Origin of the sequence: Citrobacter sp. S55_ASV_140 (assembly GCF_018919505.1) — a bacterium.
Classification (GTDB): Bacteria; Pseudomonadota; Gammaproteobacteria; order Enterobacterales; family Enterobacteriaceae; genus Citrobacter; species Citrobacter werkmanii.
In genome coordinates this window covers 1-17,144 of record NZ_JAHLQZ010000083.1, presented here as the reverse complement: position 1 = coordinate 17,144, position 17,144 = coordinate 1, and the positions used below count along the sequence as shown (strand labels likewise).

General features: G+C 53.6%; 16 protein-coding genes. 5 read left to right on the top strand and 11 right to left on the bottom strand.

What is annotated here, in order from left to right:
- A partial coding sequence (locus tag KQJ18_RS13710; RefSeq protein WP_216422125.1) for a helix-turn-helix domain-containing protein occupies positions 1-484 on the top strand: 484 nt, incomplete at its 5' end.
- Positions 485-488: 4 nt separating this feature from the next.
- Here KQJ18_RS13710 and araD read toward each other — a convergent pair.
- The 8 genes from araD to yiaK form a co-directional block, all read right to left on the bottom strand.
- Complete coding sequence (gene araD / locus KQJ18_RS13705; protein WP_204578695.1) at positions 489-1,184, bottom strand: L-ribulose-5-phosphate 4-epimerase; 696 nt, start codon at positions 1,182-1,184, stop codon at positions 489-491.
- Positions 1,178-2,038: an L-ribulose-5-phosphate 3-epimerase gene (locus KQJ18_RS13700; RefSeq protein WP_069323729.1), complete on the bottom strand. Its 861-nt coding sequence runs from the start codon at positions 2,036-2,038 to the stop codon at positions 1,178-1,180. The genes araD and KQJ18_RS13700 overlap by 7 nt, the downstream gene beginning before the upstream one ends.
- Positions 2,031-2,693: a 3-keto-L-gulonate-6-phosphate decarboxylase UlaD gene (ulaD, locus tag KQJ18_RS13695; protein WP_069323730.1), complete on the bottom strand. Its 663-nt coding sequence runs from the start codon at positions 2,691-2,693 to the stop codon at positions 2,031-2,033. Before ulaD ends, KQJ18_RS13700 begins: the two co-directional genes overlap by 8 nt.
- Complete coding sequence (locus KQJ18_RS13690; RefSeq protein WP_087857201.1) at positions 2,693-4,195, bottom strand: FGGY-family carbohydrate kinase; 1,503 nt, start codon at positions 4,193-4,195, stop codon at positions 2,693-2,695. The genes ulaD and KQJ18_RS13690 overlap by 1 nt, the downstream gene beginning before the upstream one ends.
- A gap of 100 nt (positions 4,196-4,295) precedes the next feature.
- Positions 4,296-5,615, bottom strand: a complete 1,320-nt coding sequence (locus tag KQJ18_RS13685; RefSeq protein WP_038635232.1) for an MFS transporter — start codon at positions 5,613-5,615, stop codon at positions 4,296-4,298.
- Positions 5,616-5,646: 31 nt separating this feature from the next.
- Positions 5,647-6,579 (bottom strand): DUF4862 family protein, encoded by a 933-nt coding sequence (locus KQJ18_RS13680; RefSeq protein ID WP_199979519.1) that lies wholly within the window; start codon positions 6,577-6,579, stop codon positions 5,647-5,649.
- A 13-nt stretch (positions 6,580-6,592) separates the two neighbouring features.
- Positions 6,593-7,057, bottom strand: a complete 465-nt coding sequence (locus tag KQJ18_RS13675; RefSeq protein ID WP_069323733.1) for a YhcH/YjgK/YiaL family protein — start codon at positions 7,055-7,057, stop codon at positions 6,593-6,595.
- 11 nt (positions 7,058-7,068) lie between these two features.
- The gene (gene yiaK / locus KQJ18_RS13670) at positions 7,069-8,067 is read right to left on the bottom strand and encodes a 3-dehydro-L-gulonate 2-dehydrogenase (RefSeq protein WP_160955361.1); all 999 of its coding nucleotides are present in this window, start codon (positions 8,065-8,067) and stop codon (positions 7,069-7,071) included.
- 217 nt (positions 8,068-8,284) lie between these two features.
- Here yiaK and yiaJ point away from each other — a divergent pair, with 217 nt between their 5' ends.
- Together yiaJ and KQJ18_RS13660 are read left to right on the top strand one after the other, a co-directional pair.
- The gene (gene yiaJ / locus KQJ18_RS13665) at positions 8,285-9,100 is read left to right on the top strand and encodes an IclR family transcriptional regulator YiaJ (RefSeq protein ID WP_038642923.1); all 816 of its coding nucleotides are present in this window, start codon (positions 8,285-8,287) and stop codon (positions 9,098-9,100) included.
- Between the two features lie 117 nt (positions 9,101-9,217).
- Complete coding sequence (locus KQJ18_RS13660; protein ID WP_069323734.1) at positions 9,218-9,691, top strand: 4Fe-4S dicluster domain-containing protein; 474 nt, start codon at positions 9,218-9,220, stop codon at positions 9,689-9,691.
- Between the two features lie 34 nt (positions 9,692-9,725).
- On the opposite strand, the gene avtA is transcribed toward KQJ18_RS13660, so the two are convergent.
- On the bottom strand, positions 9,726-11,018 hold the full coding sequence (gene avtA, locus KQJ18_RS13655) for a valine--pyruvate transaminase (RefSeq protein ID WP_223851226.1): 1,293 nt from the start codon (positions 11,016-11,018) through the stop codon (positions 9,726-9,728).
- Positions 11,019-11,152: 134 nt separating this feature from the next.
- A complete protein-coding gene (gene malS / locus KQJ18_RS13650; protein WP_150345551.1) occupies positions 11,153-13,183 on the bottom strand; it encodes an alpha-amylase in 2,031 nt (676 codons plus the stop codon).
- A 316-nt stretch (positions 13,184-13,499) separates the two neighbouring features.
- On the opposite strand from malS, the gene KQJ18_RS13645 reads away from it, so the two are divergent.
- Positions 13,500-14,324 (top strand): protein bax, encoded by an 825-nt coding sequence (locus KQJ18_RS13645; protein ID WP_038635213.1) that lies wholly within the window; start codon positions 13,500-13,502, stop codon positions 14,322-14,324.
- 70 nt (positions 14,325-14,394) lie between these two features.
- Here KQJ18_RS13645 and xylR read toward each other — a convergent pair whose 3' ends face one another.
- Positions 14,395-15,573 carry a D-xylose utilization transcriptional activator XylR gene (gene xylR, locus KQJ18_RS13640; RefSeq protein ID WP_038635210.1) on the bottom strand — a complete coding sequence of 393 codons (1,179 nt, stop codon included), beginning with the start codon at positions 15,571-15,573 and terminating at the stop codon, positions 14,395-14,397.
- A gap of 358 nt (positions 15,574-15,931) precedes the next feature.
- Here xylR and xylA point away from each other — a divergent pair.
- The coding region (gene xylA / locus KQJ18_RS13635; RefSeq protein ID WP_216422123.1) for a xylose isomerase at positions 15,932-17,144 on the top strand (1,213 nt) is incomplete at its 3' end.

Below are 17,144 nucleotides of genomic sequence, written 5' to 3'. Positions count from 1 at the left end.
GCCGCAATATATTATTTCACTGTTCCGCCAGTTCTTACACGAGCAGGAAAATATTCATCGCAGCATGGCGCTGGAACTGATCCTGCTGTTGATTTTGCAGCAAATATCCGCGGCCGCCAGCGAGCAACCTGTTGATCGCCCCGGGAATGCGCTGGCGTGGAAAGCGCAGCAAATGATCCACACTCAGTTCCACCTGCCGATTGGCGCTTCAACGCTGGCGAAAGAACTGCATTGCAATGCAGACTATCTGGGACGTGTTTTCCGTGGCGCTTTTCGGCTGACCCTCACCGAAGCGTTGCATCGGCAACGGGTGAGGGCGGCAGAAAAACTGTTAATCAGCGATTCGCTGTCGCTCACTGAAGTGGCGAGGAGATGTGGATTTAACGACGTGGGCTATTTTCGCAAAATCTTCCGCAAGCATACCAGCCTGACGCCCGCGGCCTGGAAACGGCGCTATTGCAAAGAACATATCAATAGCGCCTGACATGCTACTGTCCGTAATAGGCATTCGCACCGTGTTTACGCAGATAGTGTTTATCCAGCAACTCAGCCTGCATATCCGGTAACTGTGGGGCCAACTGGCGTGAGAACAGCCCCATATAGGCGCACTCCTCTAGTACCACGGCGTTATGCACAGCATCCGCGGCGTTTTTACCCCAGGCGAACGGGCCGTGTGAATGCACCAGTACCGCCGGAACCTGCATCGGGTTCAGGTCCCGTTGCTCAAACGTTTTAATGATGACTTCGCCGGTCTGGTATTCATATTCACCGTTGATCTCTTCCACGGTCATCAGTCGGGTGCATGGGATAGTGCCGTAAAAGTAATCGGCATGCGTGGTACCCCATGCCGGGAGATCAAGACCCGCTTGCGACCAGATTGTCGCGTGGCGTGAGTGCGTGTGCACAATGCCGCCGATCTCAGGGTAACGGCGATACAGCGCCAGATGGGTTGGCGTGTCAGACGAGGGTTTTTTACTGCCTTCAACCACGTTGCCGCTGGCGATATCCACCACCACCATATCGTCGGCGGTCATCACGTCATATTCCACGCCGGATGGCTTGATAACCATCAGTTTGCGTGTTTCATCCACTGCGCTGACGTTACCCCAGGTAAAGGTGACTAAACCATGTGCCGGCAGCGCCAGGTTCGCCGCCAGCACCTCGGCTTTCAGTTGTTCTAACATGGGAAACCTCCTTCCTGCATACGGTCTTCTATCCAGCGTCGGGCCTGGATAATTTCCAGCACCGGTTCTTTTGCTTTTTCCGTCCACATTTCAATCAGAAACGATCCGCGATAGTTCAGCTCATGCAGCGTTTTGAAGATGCCCACAAAGTCCACGCATCCTTCGCCAAAGGGTACATCGCGAAACTGGCCCGGATGGGTTTCGGTTACCGGCAGCGTGTCCTTCAGATGGATAGCGGCGATACGGTCGATGCCCAACGTCAATTCAGCTTTGACGTCGTTACCCCAGGCGCTGAGGTTGCCCACGTCCGGGTAGACGGTGAACCACGGCGATGAGAGCATTTCATCCCACTTTTTCCACTTGCTGATCGAGTTCATAAATGCGGTATCCATGATTTCTACCGCCAGCATCACCTGCGCGGCGGCGGCTTGCTCAACTGCCCATGCCAGCCCCTCGGCAAAGCGCTGCTGTGTACCTTCGTCATGTTCTTCGTAATAGACGTCGTAACCGGCCAGTTGAATGGTTCGAATACCTAAATCCCGGGCCAGGCGGATGGCTTTGGTCATGATGTCGCGTGCCCGGACGCGGACGGCTTCATCGCGACTGCCAAAGGGAAAGCGGCGGTGGGCTGACAGGCACATGGAAGGAATGGCCACGCCGGTTTCCAGCATCGCGCTCACCAGCGATGCGCGCTGGGCAGGAGTCCAGTCAAGGCGAGACAGACGTTCATCGGTTTCATCTACCGACATTTCAACGAAATCAAAACCGCAGCTTTTCGCCAGCACCAGCCGTTCCGGCCAGGTGAGGTCTTTGGCCAACGCTTTTTCATAGATACCTAACGGATGGTTACGCATACTGTGCTCCCCAGATGGCGTCGATTTGCGCATGGAATTCGGCGGCAACCTGTGCCGGATTTTGTGCTCCCGCCAGCGCGCGTCCGGCGATAAAGGCTTTGACGTTGATGTCGCGAAATAGCGGCAGGTCGGCGGGCGTAATACCACCGGTAATCGACAGCTCCAGACCGATATCGGAAAGCGCCTTCATCCGCGCCAGATCCACTTCCCCCCACTGTTGACCGCTGGCCTGCGCATCGCGTCCACGGTGATAAATCGCTTGGCGAACGCCAACGCGATACCAGTCGCGGGCATCATCCAGGGTCCAGTTGCCGAACAGTTCCATCTGAATTTCACCGCCGCAGGACTGTGCGACGCTATGACCTTTTTCTACGGTAGCGAGGGGCGCGGCGCAGATGATGGTCATCCAGTTGGCGCCTGCGCCAAACGCTTGCTGGGCGAGGGTTTCACCTGCGTCGGCCACCTTCCAGTCGGCGACGATAATTTTATTTGGGCACTGAGCGCGCAGCGCTTTCACCGCGCCCAGACCTTCGGTTAAACAGAGAATCGTGCCGGCCTCAACGATATCGACACTTTCCTGTAACAGAGCGACATCGCGTTGGGCCGCTTGCAGATTCGTGTGGTCAAGCGCCAGTTGCAGTAATGGTCGACTCATTATTCGTGCTCCTTAATACGGGCGTGATAGCCCTGCAGTGCGGTAATTAAATTCTGGTATTGGCGGTATTTGCGCTGATAGTTCACATGCGCCGTGGCGTCCGGCAACAGGGTGCGTACCGGATGCTGTAAGCTGCGCTGGGCATCGCTGAAATTGCGATAAACACCGGTGCCGACGCGGGCGGCGAGCGCTGCGCCAAAGCAGCCGGTCTCTTCAACCTGCGGCAGTTCGATCCGTAAACCGCTGACGTCCGCCAGCATTTGCATCCAGACGTTGGAGTGCGCCGGACCACCGGTAACGCGCAGGGTATGCACCTGCGTAAAACGTTCGCGCATGCGGTTGAGATGGGTCATATGGCTGAAAACCACGCCTTCGTAGATGGCTTGCAATAAGTGGGCGCGAGTGTGTAAAGCCTGCATGCCATAAAAACCGCTGGTCATCTCCAGCCCGGCGTTACTGCCATACAAAAAAGGCAGGAACAAAAGATTGCTACTGGCTTTCGGCAAGCTGGCAACGGCCTGGTTGACCTCATCAAAAGAGAGTTCGCCCCATTGGGCGGTAAACCACTCCAGATTGCCGGAAGAGGTCGGGCTGGCTTCGTGAACGATGTACTGCCCGTCATTGACATAGCGGCCATAGACGTAAGGATGCGCTTCGTGGTCGCGCAGGCCGTGAGCGATCCCGCTGGTGACAGCCCAGGTCCCCATCACCGCGTTGAGGGTGTGTTCATCTTCGATCCCGGCGCAGAGTGCGGTGGAAACCACATCAAACAGACCGCCGACGACGGGTGTACCCGCCGCCAGACCGGTTATGGCAGCCGTTTGAGCGGTGATTTCCCCGCATATTTCTGCTGAACCGACAATGGGCGGTAGCGCATTGTCGACTTCACTGATGCCCAGCCACTGGGTCAGACGCGGGTCGTACTGACCTGTCGTCATGTTGTAGAGATTTGACTCGGAGATGTTGCTCTCTTCGCAGCCTTTCACGCCGGTTAAACACCAGCGCAGGTAGTCATGGCCCATCATGACGCAGCCGATTTGCGCGTAGCGTTGCGGTTCATTTTCTTTCACCCAGCGCAGGAGGGATGCGGGATGTCCGGTCCACAATGTCTGGCGGGTGATCGGGTAGAGCTGTGCGGGGATTCCATCCTGCTGCCAGCGCTGAACGATGTCCATCGCCCGTCGGTCGGAAGAGAGAATGGCATTGCCCAGCGGCTTATCCTGTTTATCAAGAAGGAACAGTCCCTTGCCCTGAGCGGAGATACCGACGCCTTTAATTTGTTCACCGGATACGCCGGTGCGTTTCAACAGCCCGGCAATGGTGGCGATGCACTGTTGCCACAGTTGGCGCATATCGCGTTCGGCGTAACCCGGTAATGGCGATACGGTCTGCAACGATTGACGGTTAATTCCATGCTCATGACCTTTGGCATCATACAAACCGGCTTTCAGATACGTACCGCCACAATCGATCCCCAGCCAAAAGGTCTCTCTATCACTCATCTTTGTTATCTCATTTTTGCCGGATGGCGCTTTGCGTATCCGGCCTTGGGTATTTATTGGTTTTGTAGGCCCGGTGAGCGCAGCGCCCCCGGGCATTGTTTCAGGCTGTGCGTTTATGTGGATTCAGTGTCTTTAGCGGAGCTGCGCCCGCATCACATTTCGCCGGCAGCAGCAGCGCCATCAGCGCGGCCAGAGCCAGTGAGACGGCCAGGCAGTAAACGCCAGCATCTTTGCTGTACAGGGTGATAAGTACGCCGACCGCGTAAGGACCGCAGAAACCGCCAAGGTTCCCCAACGCATTGATGACCCCACGTGCGCCACCGGCCATTTCCGCGCTGAACAAACGCGCCGGAATAGTCCAGAACACCCCCGCGGCTGATTGCAGGAAGAATCCGCAGCCAACCAGTGCGGCATAAGCCAGCCAGACGTTATTTTTCAGCGCTACAGAGAGGAACATGCACAGGGCAAAGCCAATCAGCGGCAGGCAGACGAACAGCTTGCGTTTACCGGTCCGGTCAGAGAGGGAAGAGAACAGGAACATCCCGGCAATCGCGCCGACGTACGGCAGAATAGCGAGCATGCCAACTTGCCCCATGCTGCTGTGGGTCAACTCTTTGAGGATGGTCGGCAGCCACAGGGTGTAACCATAAATCCCGGTCTGATAGAAGAAGTTCAGGGCGATAAGCTGCCACATGGTTTTGTCGGACAACACCGCGCCCAGAGAGGCATTTTTGACCTCTGTTCCGGCAATCGCTTTTTGCTCGGCGGCCAGAGTTTCTACCAGGTAATTTTTCTCCGCCTCAGAGATCCAGCGCGCTTCCTGCGGACGGTCGTAAACGGTATAGGCCCACAGCACCAGAACGACGACGGAGAGTAAACCTTCAATGATGAACAGCCAGCGCCAGTCGAGTACGGTGATTATCCAGCCCGAGAGCGGGGCGGTAATGATCCCGGCAATAGGCACAAACATAATCACAATCGCATTGGCGCGACCGCGTTCGGCATCGGGGAACCAGTTACTGATCATCGTCAGCACCACCGGCAGCATGCCGCCTTCGGCCACGCCGAGTAAGAAACGCAAAACCAGCAGTTGATACTGATTAGTGATCAATCCCGTCAGAACGGAAATAACCGCCCAGGCAACCAGCGACCAGCCGATAAATTTCTTGCCGCTGCCGTGTACGGCAATTTTTCCGCCGGGAACCTGTAAAAACAGATAACCGATGAAGAAAATTCCCCCGGCCAGACCGGCCATGGTGGCGGAAATACCTAATTCCTCATCCATACCGCCGGGCATCGCAAATGCGATATTAACGCGGTCCATATAAGAGATAATACAAGCGATCAGAATCGGGGGAATAATCCGCAGCCAGCGCTGACGGGGTATATCTTTGAGTGTAGGGCGAGAGGTCATGTTCATATTAATATTCTCGTAGAGTAGTATGTTATTTTTATAGTTTTGCTTTGTTTAATGCAGCGATGCCGTCGCGTAATATCGCTACGCGATGGTTCACATCTGCATTGGCATTTATTTCCAGCAATTTAATACCGGCAAATTGCAATAGATCGGTTCCTGCACAGGTGAATAATTCGCGGGCATGATCGGCGGTCAACAGGCTCTGCGGGCAGAAAGGAGCAAACGGCGCGTGTAGGTCCTGCCACTCGCCGTATTCTCCTGTAATCGTCGTGCCGGAGAACATCAGCGCGCCCAGTTTCCCGGCCCGTTGGACCTGTTGCGTGTGGGCCAGCGGTAGGGCGAGGTCCTGCCCTTCAATCGCCGATCGCGCCCAGTTAATACACACGCTGATGTCGTAACCGGCGATCGCGTCCAGTACGTTTTCTAACGGCAAAAATCCTTTGCGTGGCGCGGGGCCAGTCATAGCATCGCAATGTTCCAGCACCAGATCGCAGGACCAGTCCCAACGGGTAATTTCCTGGAGCGAACGGGCAAACGCGTCGGTGGCCTGAGCGACATTGGGGTTGCTTGCCAGCGGAGCGGCATGCAGTTCAAGGGCGATTATTTTCCCGGCGCTAGCCGCATTAATACGGTTGATTTTCTGGTGCAGATGGCGGTAATACGCCACACAGGCCTGACGCTGCTCTTCGTCGCTGGAGGCCAGCCCAAAACCGCTATTGATGCCGCGACGGCGCATGGTCTCCATAATCGCTGTGACCACGATTTGCCACTCGCCTGGCGTATGGCGCAATAACCACTCGTCACCTAACGGATGCAGATGCTCAAGGCAGGGCTGCTCCAGTCCGCGAATATCCGGGGTATCTGAGAGTTGACGCCAGAATTCCTTCTCTTCCTCTTCACTCTTTTGGTGAAATGAGGGTGCACAAGGGTACGCACCGATAATATAACCGGTAGTGTTAGCTTTCATTTTTGTGCTCCTTTTATAAAACTGAAATAGCAACCTTCACGACTATTTTGCGGATCGGCGTGGCGACAGTTTTATGACATGCGGGGCGATGAACATCCTGCGGGAAAAATATGGCGTAACTTCCCGGAATCATTTCAATAAAAGATTCATGTTCACTGGCGTGATAAAAAATAATATCGCGCTGTGCTAATAACGATTCGCTGATTTCGTTATTTCCGGTATCAATGGCGATACCGATTTTTTCTTCACCCCAGGCTAAAAACTGAATATCCAGATAGCGACGATGTACTTCAGGGCGATTTTCGGCAGCGTCACGCGTGGTTAAATCGATAATCTGCGCGAAGATATTTTTACCCTCGATCTCCACCACGCCCGGCTCAAGTTTGCGGAAATCCGTGGTGCGCAGGAAGTCGAGCGCTCTTTCAATCGCCTCGGGCAAACGACACGGATTAGGCTGTGAGATATGTCCAAAGATCATGGGGTTGCTCCTTACAGCGTCTGAATTTTTGCCCAGACGCTGTCATCAACGGTGATGCCGTTACGGCGATTTTCTTCCAGTAGCTTTGTAAACTCGTGGCCAGGCAGACGAACAGGCGTGTTTTCATCAGCGCGTTCGGCGGTGGTGATGAAATCCATAATCCGCTGGAGTTTCGCATCGCGCGTGGCGCCATCGATCAACTTATCCACTTCAATGGCGATGAAAATCTGCGAAACGCCATATTCGTCGCTGTTATCCTGAGTGACCTCCGCAACAGAAGAGCCGTCAGAAAGCAGGGTGGCGATCATATCCAGCACAATCGACAGACCTGAACCTTTCCAGTAACCCATTGGCAGAATGCGACGATTTTTTTCGATAACGCCAGGCTCTTTGGTGAGATTACCTTCATCGTCAAAGCCACCGTCTACCGGCAGTTCGCGACCGGCCAGGCGATTCACTTCCAGCATGCCGTAGGAGAACATCGACATCGACATATCAACCATGGTGATTGGCGTGGAGGGGATCGCGACAATCAGCGGGTTAGTACCAATGCGGCACTCCTTCGAACCCCACGGCGGCATGACGGCAATTGAGTTGGTCCAGCAGATACCAATGTACCCTTTCTCCGCGGCCTGCCAGCCATAGCTGCCGCCACGCATCCAGTGGTTGGCGTTACGCAGCGCCACCAGACCAATACCGTGATCGGAGGCCAATTCAATGGCTCGGTCCATCATCTTTTTCGCCGTCAGGTTGCCGATCGAACGCCGGGCATCCCATTGCTCAATCGCCCCCAGGCTGGTGATGCGCTGTGGTTTGGCTTCAGGAATGATGTCGCCGTTATCCAGTTGCTGAATGAAGCGGGGAAAACGGTTGACGCCATGCGAATAGACGCCGGATTCGGTGGTGCGCGCGAACATTTCTGCACAGGCATCGGCGGTTTCAACGGCGATACCGCGTGCCAGCAGTACCCGATTGAACGCATCTTTTAACTGTTCAAAGGTGACTTTCATTCCTGTTTCCTTGTTTAAATTTGATCGCTTTTTTATCTCTAAATTTCACTATGCGAAATCTGATTTCAAATATAGCGATCAAAATTTAACAGATCAACGGGGTGGCCTGTTTTTTAAAATCTGCAAAATCAAACAGTTGTGTTTTTTCGGTTCAGATCGTGAACTGAAACACACTTTGCGCTACCATCAGAGCGCGACGAAAAGGGGAGCGGAAAAAATGGGCACAAAAGAGAGTGAAATGACGCAAGACAAAGAGAGGCCAGCCGGAAGTCAGAGCCTGTTCCGTGGTTTGATGTTGATTGAGATCCTGAGCAACTATCCGAATGGGTGCCCGCTGGCCCACCTGTCTGAACTGGCGGGGCTGAACAAAAGTACCGTGCATCGACTCTTGCAAGGATTGCAATCCTGCGGCTATGTCACACCCGCACCCGCTGCGGGCAGCTATCGGCTGACCACTAAATTTATCGCCGTTGGGCAGAAGGCGCTGTCGTCACTGAATATCATCCATGTCGCCGCGCCGCACCTTGAAGCGCTGAATATTGCCACCGGCGAAACCATCAACTTCTCCAGCCGTGAAGATGACCACGCTATTTTGATCTATAAGCTCGAGCCGACGACGGGCATGCTGCGTACCCGCGCCTATATCGGCCAGCATATGCCGCTGTACTGCTCCGCGATGGGCAAAATCTATATGGCGTTTGGACATGCGGATTACGTGGCGTCCTACTGGGAGAGTCATCAGGATCTGATTCAGCCGCTGACCCGCAATACCATCACTGGTTTACCGGCGATGTACGATGAACTGGCGCAAATCCGCGAAAGCAGTATGGCGATGGATCGGGAAGAGAACGAGCTGGGGGTTTCCTGTATTGCCGTGCCGGTGTTTGATATTCACGGTCGGGTGCCATATTCGGTGTCGATTTCACTTTCTACCTCGCGTCTGAAGCAGGTAGGGGAAAAGAATTTACTCAAGCCGCTACGCGAAACCGCTCAGGCAATTTCCAATGAGCTGGGCTTTACCGTTCGCGATTAGGCGCATGCCTGACATCGTTCAGTCACCTGACAAAATTTAACCGTTTCCCCTGTCCGATCAAGGCAGCAGGGAGTCTCTCTCTGGCAATCTGTGGTTTTCACTCTGACGGAGGGGGCAATGAACGAGTTTATAATGGCGGATGCGGCAAAATGTATTGGGTGTCGTACCTGCGAAGTTGCCTGCGTTGTCGCACATCAGGAAAATCAGGATTGCGCATCGGTCTCCTCTGAGGCGTTTATCCCGCGGATTCGGGTGATTAAAGACGACGCCTTTACGACGGCAGTTGCCTGTCATCAGTGCGAAGATGCTCCCTGCGCTAACGTGTGCCCAACCCACGCAATTCGTCGTGAACATGGACATATCTTCGTTGAACAGGCGCAGTGTATTGGCTGTAAAAGCTGCATGATCGCGTGTCCGTTTGGGGCGATGAACGTTGTCGCACGAACGTCACGGGCGCAGGCGATAAAATGTGATTTGTGCTGGCATCGCGAGACGGGACCCGCATGTGTAGAAGCCTGCCCGACCAGTGCCTTGCAGTGTATTGATGCTGTCAGTATGCAGCGACAGCGTCTGCGTTCGCTGCCGCTGTGAAGCGACCCGACCCGCGCTCGGGTCGGGATTTGCGTTAGCCTTCCAGCCAGGCGCGCTCGATCTCTTCCGCCAGAATCTTCACGCCAGCCTCGATTTTCTCCGGCTCCGGAACGTAATTCATACGCATGCACTGATGGGTATGCGGCCAGGGTTTATCCAGCCCCGGGAAGAAGTAATCACCGGGAACCATCAGTACGCCGCGCGCTTTCAGGCGCTGATACAGCAGCTCGGTGGTGATCGGCAAATCTTTAAACCATAACCACAGGAAAATCGCCCCTTCTGGTTTGTGGATGAGGCAGCGATCTTCAGATAAATAGCGACGAATGATCGCAATAGTCTGCTGAACGCGCTGGTAATAAAACGGTTTGATCACCGTCTCAGAAAGGCGCAGAAGATCATTACGTTTAATCATTTCGCACATCATCGCCGGTCCCATTCCGCCGGGCGCAAGGCTGATAATGCCATTCATATTGGTGATGGCGGTGATGATCTTTTCATTGGCGATAATGATGCCGCAGCGGGAGCCTGGCAGACCCAGCTTAGAAAGGCTCATGCACAGCACAATGTTTGGGTTCCACAGCGGCCGGGCTTCGCTAAAAATGATGCCTGGGAACGGTACGCCATACGCGTTATCGATCACCAACGGGATACCGTGCTGGTTGGCCAGCCGATCCAGCTTCATCAGTTCTTCGTCGGTGATCACGTTGCCTGTCGGGTTAGTCGGGCGCGACACGCAGATCATCCCCGTTTCTTCACCGATGTGCAGATGTTCAAAATCAACGTGATACTTAAACTGGCCTTCTGGTAACAGCTCGATGTTTGGGCGTGCAGAGACAAAGAGTTCTTCTTCCAGCCCGGCATCGGCATAGCCAATATATTCCGGCGCTAATGGGAACAACACTTTTTGGGTTGTTCCGTCGGCGCGGCGTCCGGCGAAGAGATTGAATAAGTAGAAAAATGCGCTCTGACTGCCATTTGTCAGTGCAATATTTTGTGGCTCGATATCCCAACCCTGCTTCTCACGTAGCAGTTTCGCCAGCTCGGCCAGTAGCTCGGTTTTACCTTGTGGACCGTCATAATTGCAAAGCGCATCAGCGGCTTTGCCGTTTTCCAGCATATCTGCCAGCAGAGACTGAAAGTAATTTTTCATCTCTGGAATTTGCGCCGGATTACCGCCGCCGAGCATGATGGCGCCTGGTGTGCGTAAGCCATCGTTGAGGTCCTCCATCAGGCGTGTGATGCCTGAATGGCGGGTAAATTTGTCGCCAAAAAGTGAGAATGTCATAGCAGGTGGTCTGTCGAACTGAGTAGTAAAGTGGCTAACCATAGCGCTACCTATGGCGGGGTGCAAATCAGGGGTATCAGTCTGGATTGATGTTTTGTGCTGCAAATTTTTGTCGGGCTGGTGTTTTATCGTGAATTTGGCTTCTCGTATCAGCGAGTACGAGAAGTCCGTCAGGATCAGGGCTGACCGGCCCACACCACCATAACTTTATCGTTGCCATGCTCACGGACGAATCCGTACCCCTGCTTCAATGTCAGTGTGGTTTGTTTACCGGCGCCAATGGCGGGATGTCTGGCCCTGAACTGGCTGATACGTTGCCAATGTGCCACGCTGGCGGCAGATTTCCCGGTTACGTCCTGCCAGTTCATCTCTGAGCGCGTACCCTGCAAGGGATCGGACCCCGTGGGGCCGAAAGGCCGGGCTGACTCGTCACCGTAAAACAGTTGTACTGCCCCAGGCGCCAGCAGCAATAGCTCGGCGGCTTTGTCTCCACCCTCGCGAAACAGCCGGGTATCATGGGAGGAGAGATAGCTCAGAACGTTGAAATCCTGCAGTTTTTCCGCCATCTGTTGCCAGGTGAGATCCATATTTGCCAGACAATCAACGGCTTTCGCCGCCTGCTCCTGATAGTCGAAATTGATCATCGCGTCGAAACCGTGACGATAATAGTCGCTTTGCATGACGCCGTGACCCCAGGCTTCACCGGTCATCCAGAAGGGTTTATCATCCAGGGCTTTGTCCGGGTGGGCTTTCTTCCATTCGACCAGCGCCGCGCTGGCCTGTGTTTTAAGCTGCTGCCAGGCGGGAAGCTCGACGTGTTTGGCGGTATCGACCCGAAAGCCGTCAATTCCGTAATCGTGCACCCACTGACTGAGCCAGTGGGTCAGATAATCGCGGGGCGTGTAGCCGGCGATCGCTTTGGCGTGAGTATCCGGTTTGTGCTGATAAAAATTAGGCAGGCCGGAAGGCGTGGTGGATTCGGTTTTCAGATCGGGCAGGAAAGCCAGCGACATGGTCAGGTCGTCAAAACCAGGGTTGTCGTAATCGCCAATATCGGTGCGGATCCAGTTTTTGCCCCACCATTTTTCCCAACCGGCTTTATCGCTGAAGTTGATGTAATCATTAAAGCTATGCCAGCTCTGCCCGGCAGCTGGCTTCCAGTCCGTCCAGTGTTCGCTGAGCGTGTTTTTCAGCTCATCGCCTGATAAGTACAGCGCCCCAAACTGATATTCCTGCATATCCGCCAGCGTGGCGTAGCCAGTATGGTTCATCACGACATCAAACAGGACACGGATGCCGCGCTGGTGAGCGCCGTCAACCAGCGCGCGCAGATCGTTTTCGTTGCCCATATTGGCGTCGAGCGTGGTCCAGTCCTGAGTGTAGTAGCCATGGTAGGCGTAGTGGGGGAAATCGCCTTTGGTGCCACCGCCGACCCAGCCGTGGATTTGCTCAAACGGCGCGCTGATCCATAACGCATTGACGCCCAGTTGTTGCAGATAGTCGAGTTTGCTGGCAAGACCGCGTAAATCGCCGCCGTGGAAGGTGCCAATTTCCTGCATACCGTCGTTGCGCCGACCGTAGCTATGGTCATTGCCCGGATCGCCATTCACAAAGCGGTCCGTCAGGACGAAATACACCGTCGCGTTATGCCAGTCGAAAGCGGCGGGGGCGTCGGTTTCCGCTCGTTCCAGCAGCAACAACCCGTTACTGGTTGCGGCGGGCTGCAGGGTAATCGACCCGTTTTTTACCGTCGCCGTTTGGTTGCTGTAGTAGTCGCGTACCACGGCGCCTTCCGGGAAGGTCTGACTGACGTCCAGCGTTAATGGCGAACCATCCCATTTCGGACACTGGCGAATTTGGCTACTGACGGGGTCTGCGGCGCTTTTGACTGAGAGCATCAGCGTTGGCGTACCGGAGCGGGTATCGACTTCCAGCGTGTAATCGCCGTCCTTGAATAAACGCCACTGCGGCGGCGCGCCTTCACAAGGTTTAAGCGACAGCATCTGGTTGAGTTTTATCGCGTCTGCTGGCTGCCAGCACTGTTGGTCAAAATTCAGAATTAAAGGACGAGTACCCTTCGTCAACGCTGCATGGCTGACGAATTTACCCGTACCTTCCGCTTCGAAGGCGGGAAGTCCCTGAGAAGTCCATGTTGAGGCGATGGCAATGCCGGGCATTAGCGCCAGCGCAACGGCGGCAAGTTTCATAATGCTGTCCTTGATGCTGCGATTTTAGCCAGTTTGCCAGTGAAATCAGGCCGGAAACTCCTCCTTTGAGGTGATTCCGCCAGGAGGAGAAGTGAGGGTGAGCTAATGCGCGCAAAAAATGAACTGATTTTGCGATAACCCCCACATTTTCATCAAATTAATGGCAGCCCGAATCGTTAACGCGTGACATAGTTTCAGAATTGGACTATTCCTTTGGGTGCTCTTGACCGTTATTTTTGATATGATTTGAGATTCATCTCTCATTTTTTTGAAAAATATAAGGTGTTGGAATGTATAAATCCGACCAGGAGACCTAATGATATTGACTCCCATTCGACGATATGGGGCAATGATTCTTATGTTACTCACCGTTGCATTTTCGGGTGAGGCGCTGGCAAAGACACACACGGCGACAACGAGTCACAAGCCCCAGGTAATCAAGGCAAGTAATAAACAGGTTAGCAGTAAACAAGAGTATTCTCGCAATAGTGCAAAGAGTAGTTCACTTCCTGATTTGCGAAAATACCCTTCCGGAACACCAAGGAAAAAAGCGTTTCTCCGGACGGTTATGCCTTATATTACCAGTCAAAATGCTGCCATTACGGCGGATCGTAACTGGCTGATTTCAAAACAGTACCAGAATCGCTGGTCACCGACAGAGCGTACGCGGATGAAAGACATCGCTAAGCGCTATAAGGTGAGCTGGTCTGGCAACACGCGTAAAATTCCGTGGAACACGCTGCTTGAGCGTGTAGACATTATCCCGACCAGTATGGTGGCAACCATGGCTGCTGCTGAAAGCGGCTGGGGGACGTCGAAGCTGGCGCGGAGCAACAACAACCTGTTTGGCATGAAATGTGGCAAAGGGCGTTGTAATAATGCCCCTGGTAAGGTGAAAGGCTACTCACAGTTTGAATCAGTGAAAGAGTCAGTCAATGCCTATGTCATTAACCTGAATACGCACCCCGCTTACTCTTCTTTCCGGAAGTCACGTGCGCAACTGCGTAAAGCCGATCAGGAAGTCACCGCTACTGCGATGATCCATAAGCTGAAGGGTTATTCCACTAAGGGACAGAGCTACAACAACTATCTGTTCGCAATGTATCAGGATAACCAGCGCTTAATTGCCGCGCACATGTAACGTGTGCTAATCCGGTCTACAAGTCATCTCGTAGGCCGGATCAGACGAAGCCGCCATCCGGCAATTCCCTCTATAGCAACACTTCACTATTCACATCGCGATACTCTTTTGGCGTCGTGTCGTACTCTTTCTTGAAGACGGAATAGAAGTACTGCAGTGATGGATAGCCGCACATTTGTGAAATTTCGTTGATCGACAGCGTGGTGGAAATCAACAGGCTGCGCGCTTTTTCCAGCTTCTCGGCATGAATCACCGCATGGATAGTTTCTCCGACCTCTTCTTTAAAACGTTTCTCCAGATTCGACCGCGAAATCCCCACTGAATCCAGCACCTGTTCGACTTTAATGCCTTTGCAGGCATGGTTGCGGATAAAGTGCATCGCCTGAATCACCGCCGGATCGGTCAATGAACGATAGTCAGTTGAACGGCGTTCAATGACGCGCACTGGCGGGACCAGTATGCGTTGCAGCGGTAGTTCTTCATTCGCCAGTAACCGGTGCAGAAGCTTAGCGGCCTGATACCCCATCTGTCTGGCCCCCTGAGCAACGGATGACAGCGCCACCCGCGACAGGTAACGGGTCAGTTCTTCGTTGTCGATTCCAATCACGCACAGTTTTTCCGGGACCGGAATATGCAGGTGTTCGCAAGCTTGCAGAATGTGCCGCGCTCGCGCGTCGGTGACGGCGATAATGCCGGTTTGCGGCGGCAGAGTTTGCAGCCAGTCCGCCAGACGATTTTGCGCGTGCTGCCAGTTTTCCGGCGCGGTTTCCAGTCCCTGATAGACAACTCCACGGTACTTTTCTTTAGCGACCAGTTGGCAAAACGCATATTCACGTTCAGCCGCCCAGCGTTTGCCGCTTGAAGCGGGCAGTCCGTAGAACGCGAACCGGTTGATCCCTTTTTCTTTCAGATGCAGGAAAGCGCTTTCTACCAGCGCGTGGTTATCGGTGGCAATGTAATGCACCGGCGGATAATCCTGTTCCGCATGGTAGGAACCCCCGACGCCGATGATAGGAACATCCACATCGGCAAGTAATTGTGCAATGTCATCATCGTCATAATCGGCAATAACACCATCGCCTAACCAGTCTTTGATATTATCAATGCGGGCGCGGAAATCTTCCTCAATGAATATATCCCACTCTGATTGTGATGCCTGTAAATATTCACCCACCCCTTCTACCACCTGGCGGTCGTAGGCTTTATTGGCATTAAATAATAGAGTGATGCGGTGACGTTTATCAAACATAAGAATCTGTCCTGGAAGGTTAACGTGGCCTGTCGATACTAGCAAAACCGCAGGGACGACTGCTTGATGAAGCGTGACAAATTTTTATTTTCTTAATGCTACGCAAAATTCACATACTGAACGCGGGATGACAATTGCCATTTTTTATCTGCGCATTACGGTTTTTTGTTTAATGATTAACCTTCGATCGCGATCGCTTTTTTAATTCTCTTTTCAATGCGCTTTTTTGGGAGCCAGCGCACGTTTGGGTATTCTCTTAATGGCGGTGTGAAATAACGTAATTGAGCAATAAATCAGGAAATTCCAGTATAGCTATATCGCAGTTTACTTGCCGTATTACCTGATTATGGAGCTTATTATGCAGGCTTATTTCGACCAACTCGATCGTGTTCGTTTTGAAGGGACTAAAACTACTAACCCGCTCGCATTTCGCCATTACAACCCTGACGAAATCGTGTTGGGCAAACGCATGGAAGATCATCTGCGTTTTGCCGCCTGCTATTGGCATACATTCTGCTGGAACGGTGCGGACATGTTCGGCATGGGCGCTTTCGATCGTCCGTGGCAGCAGCCCGGAGAAGCACTGGAGCTGGCGAAACGCAAAGCGGATGTCGCATTTGAGTTCTTTCACAAGCTGAACGTCCCTTACTACTGCTTCCATGACGTGGATGTCTCGCCGGAAGGCACGTCGCTAAAAGAGTACAAAAACAACTTTGCGCAGATGGTTGATGTGCTGGCGGCAAAACAGGAACAAAGTGGGGTCAAGCTGCTGTGGGGAACGGCAAACTGCTTCACCAATCCACGCTACGGCGCGGGCGCGGCCACGAATCCGGACCCGGAAGTGTTCAGCTGGGCTGCCACACAGGTAGTCACGGCGATGGATGCCACGCACAAGTTAGGCGGTGAAAACTACGTTCTGTGGGGCGGCCGTGAAGGCTATGAAACGCTGCTGAATACCGATCTGCGTCAGGAACGTGAGCAGATTGGCCGCTTTATGCAACTGGTGGTAGAGCACAAACACAAAACGGGTTTCCAGGGCACTTTGCTTATCGAACCGAAGCCGCAGGAACCGACCAAACACCAGTACGACTACGATGCGGCGACCGTTTACGGGTTCCTCAAGCAGTTCGGCCTGGAAAAAGAGATCAAACTGAATATCGAAGCCAACCACGCCACGCTGGCGGGTCACTCATTCCATCATGAAATCGCCACTGCTATCGCGCTGGGTCTGTTTGGTTCTGTCGATGCCAACCGCGGTGACGCACAGTTGGGATGGGATACTGACCAGTTCCCAAATAGCGTAGAAGAGAATGCGTTGGTGATGTACGAAATCCTCAAAGCGGGCGGCTTCACCACCGGCGGTCTGAACTTTGACGCCAAAGTTCGTCGTCAGAGCACCGATAAATACGATTTGTTCTATGGTCATATTGGCGCAATGGATACCATGGCGCTGTCGCTGAAAATTGCGGCCCGTATGATTGAGGACGGTGGTCTGGATCAGCGTGTGGCCAAGCGTTACGCTGGTTGGAATGGTGAGCTGGGCCAGCAAATTCTGAAAGGGCAGATGACGC

Coding starts and splice junctions, on each gene's coding strand:
- araD (WP_204578695.1), bottom strand. CDS start 1,184: ATGTTAGAACAACTGAAAGCCGAGGTGCTGGCGGCGAACCTGGCGCTG.
- KQJ18_RS13700 (WP_069323729.1), bottom strand. CDS start 2,038: ATGCGTAACCATCCGTTAGGTATCTATGAAAAAGCGTTGGCCAAAGAC.
- ulaD (WP_069323730.1), bottom strand. CDS start 2,693: ATGAGTCGACCATTACTGCAACTGGCGCTTGACCACACGAATCTGCAA.
- KQJ18_RS13690 (WP_087857201.1), bottom strand. CDS start 4,195: ATGAGTGATAGAGAGACCTTTTGGCTGGGGATCGATTGTGGCGGTACG.
- KQJ18_RS13685 (WP_038635232.1), bottom strand. CDS start 5,615: ATGAACATGACCTCTCGCCCTACACTCAAAGATATACCCCGTCAGCGC.
- KQJ18_RS13680 (WP_199979519.1), bottom strand. CDS start 6,579: ATGAAAGCTAACACTACCGGTTATATTATCGGTGCGTACCCTTGTGCA.
- KQJ18_RS13675 (WP_069323733.1), bottom strand. CDS start 7,057: ATGATCTTTGGACATATCTCACAGCCTAATCCGTGTCGTTTGCCCGAG.
- yiaK (WP_160955361.1), bottom strand. CDS start 8,067: ATGAAAGTCACCTTTGAACAGTTAAAAGATGCGTTCAATCGGGTACTG.
- yiaJ (WP_038642923.1), top strand. CDS start 8,285: ATGGGCACAAAAGAGAGTGAAATGACGCAAGACAAAGAGAGGCCAGCC.
- KQJ18_RS13660 (WP_069323734.1), top strand. CDS start 9,218: ATGAACGAGTTTATAATGGCGGATGCGGCAAAATGTATTGGGTGTCGT.
- avtA (WP_223851226.1), bottom strand. CDS start 11,018: ATGGTTAGCCACTTTACTACTCAGTTCGACAGACCACCTGCTATGACA.
- malS (WP_150345551.1), bottom strand. CDS start 13,183: ATGAAACTTGCCGCCGTTGCGCTGGCGCTAATGCCCGGCATTGCCATC.
- KQJ18_RS13645 (WP_038635213.1), top strand. CDS start 13,500: ATGATATTGACTCCCATTCGACGATATGGGGCAATGATTCTTATGTTA.
- xylR (WP_038635210.1), bottom strand. CDS start 15,573: ATGTTTGATAAACGTCACCGCATCACTCTATTATTTAATGCCAATAAA.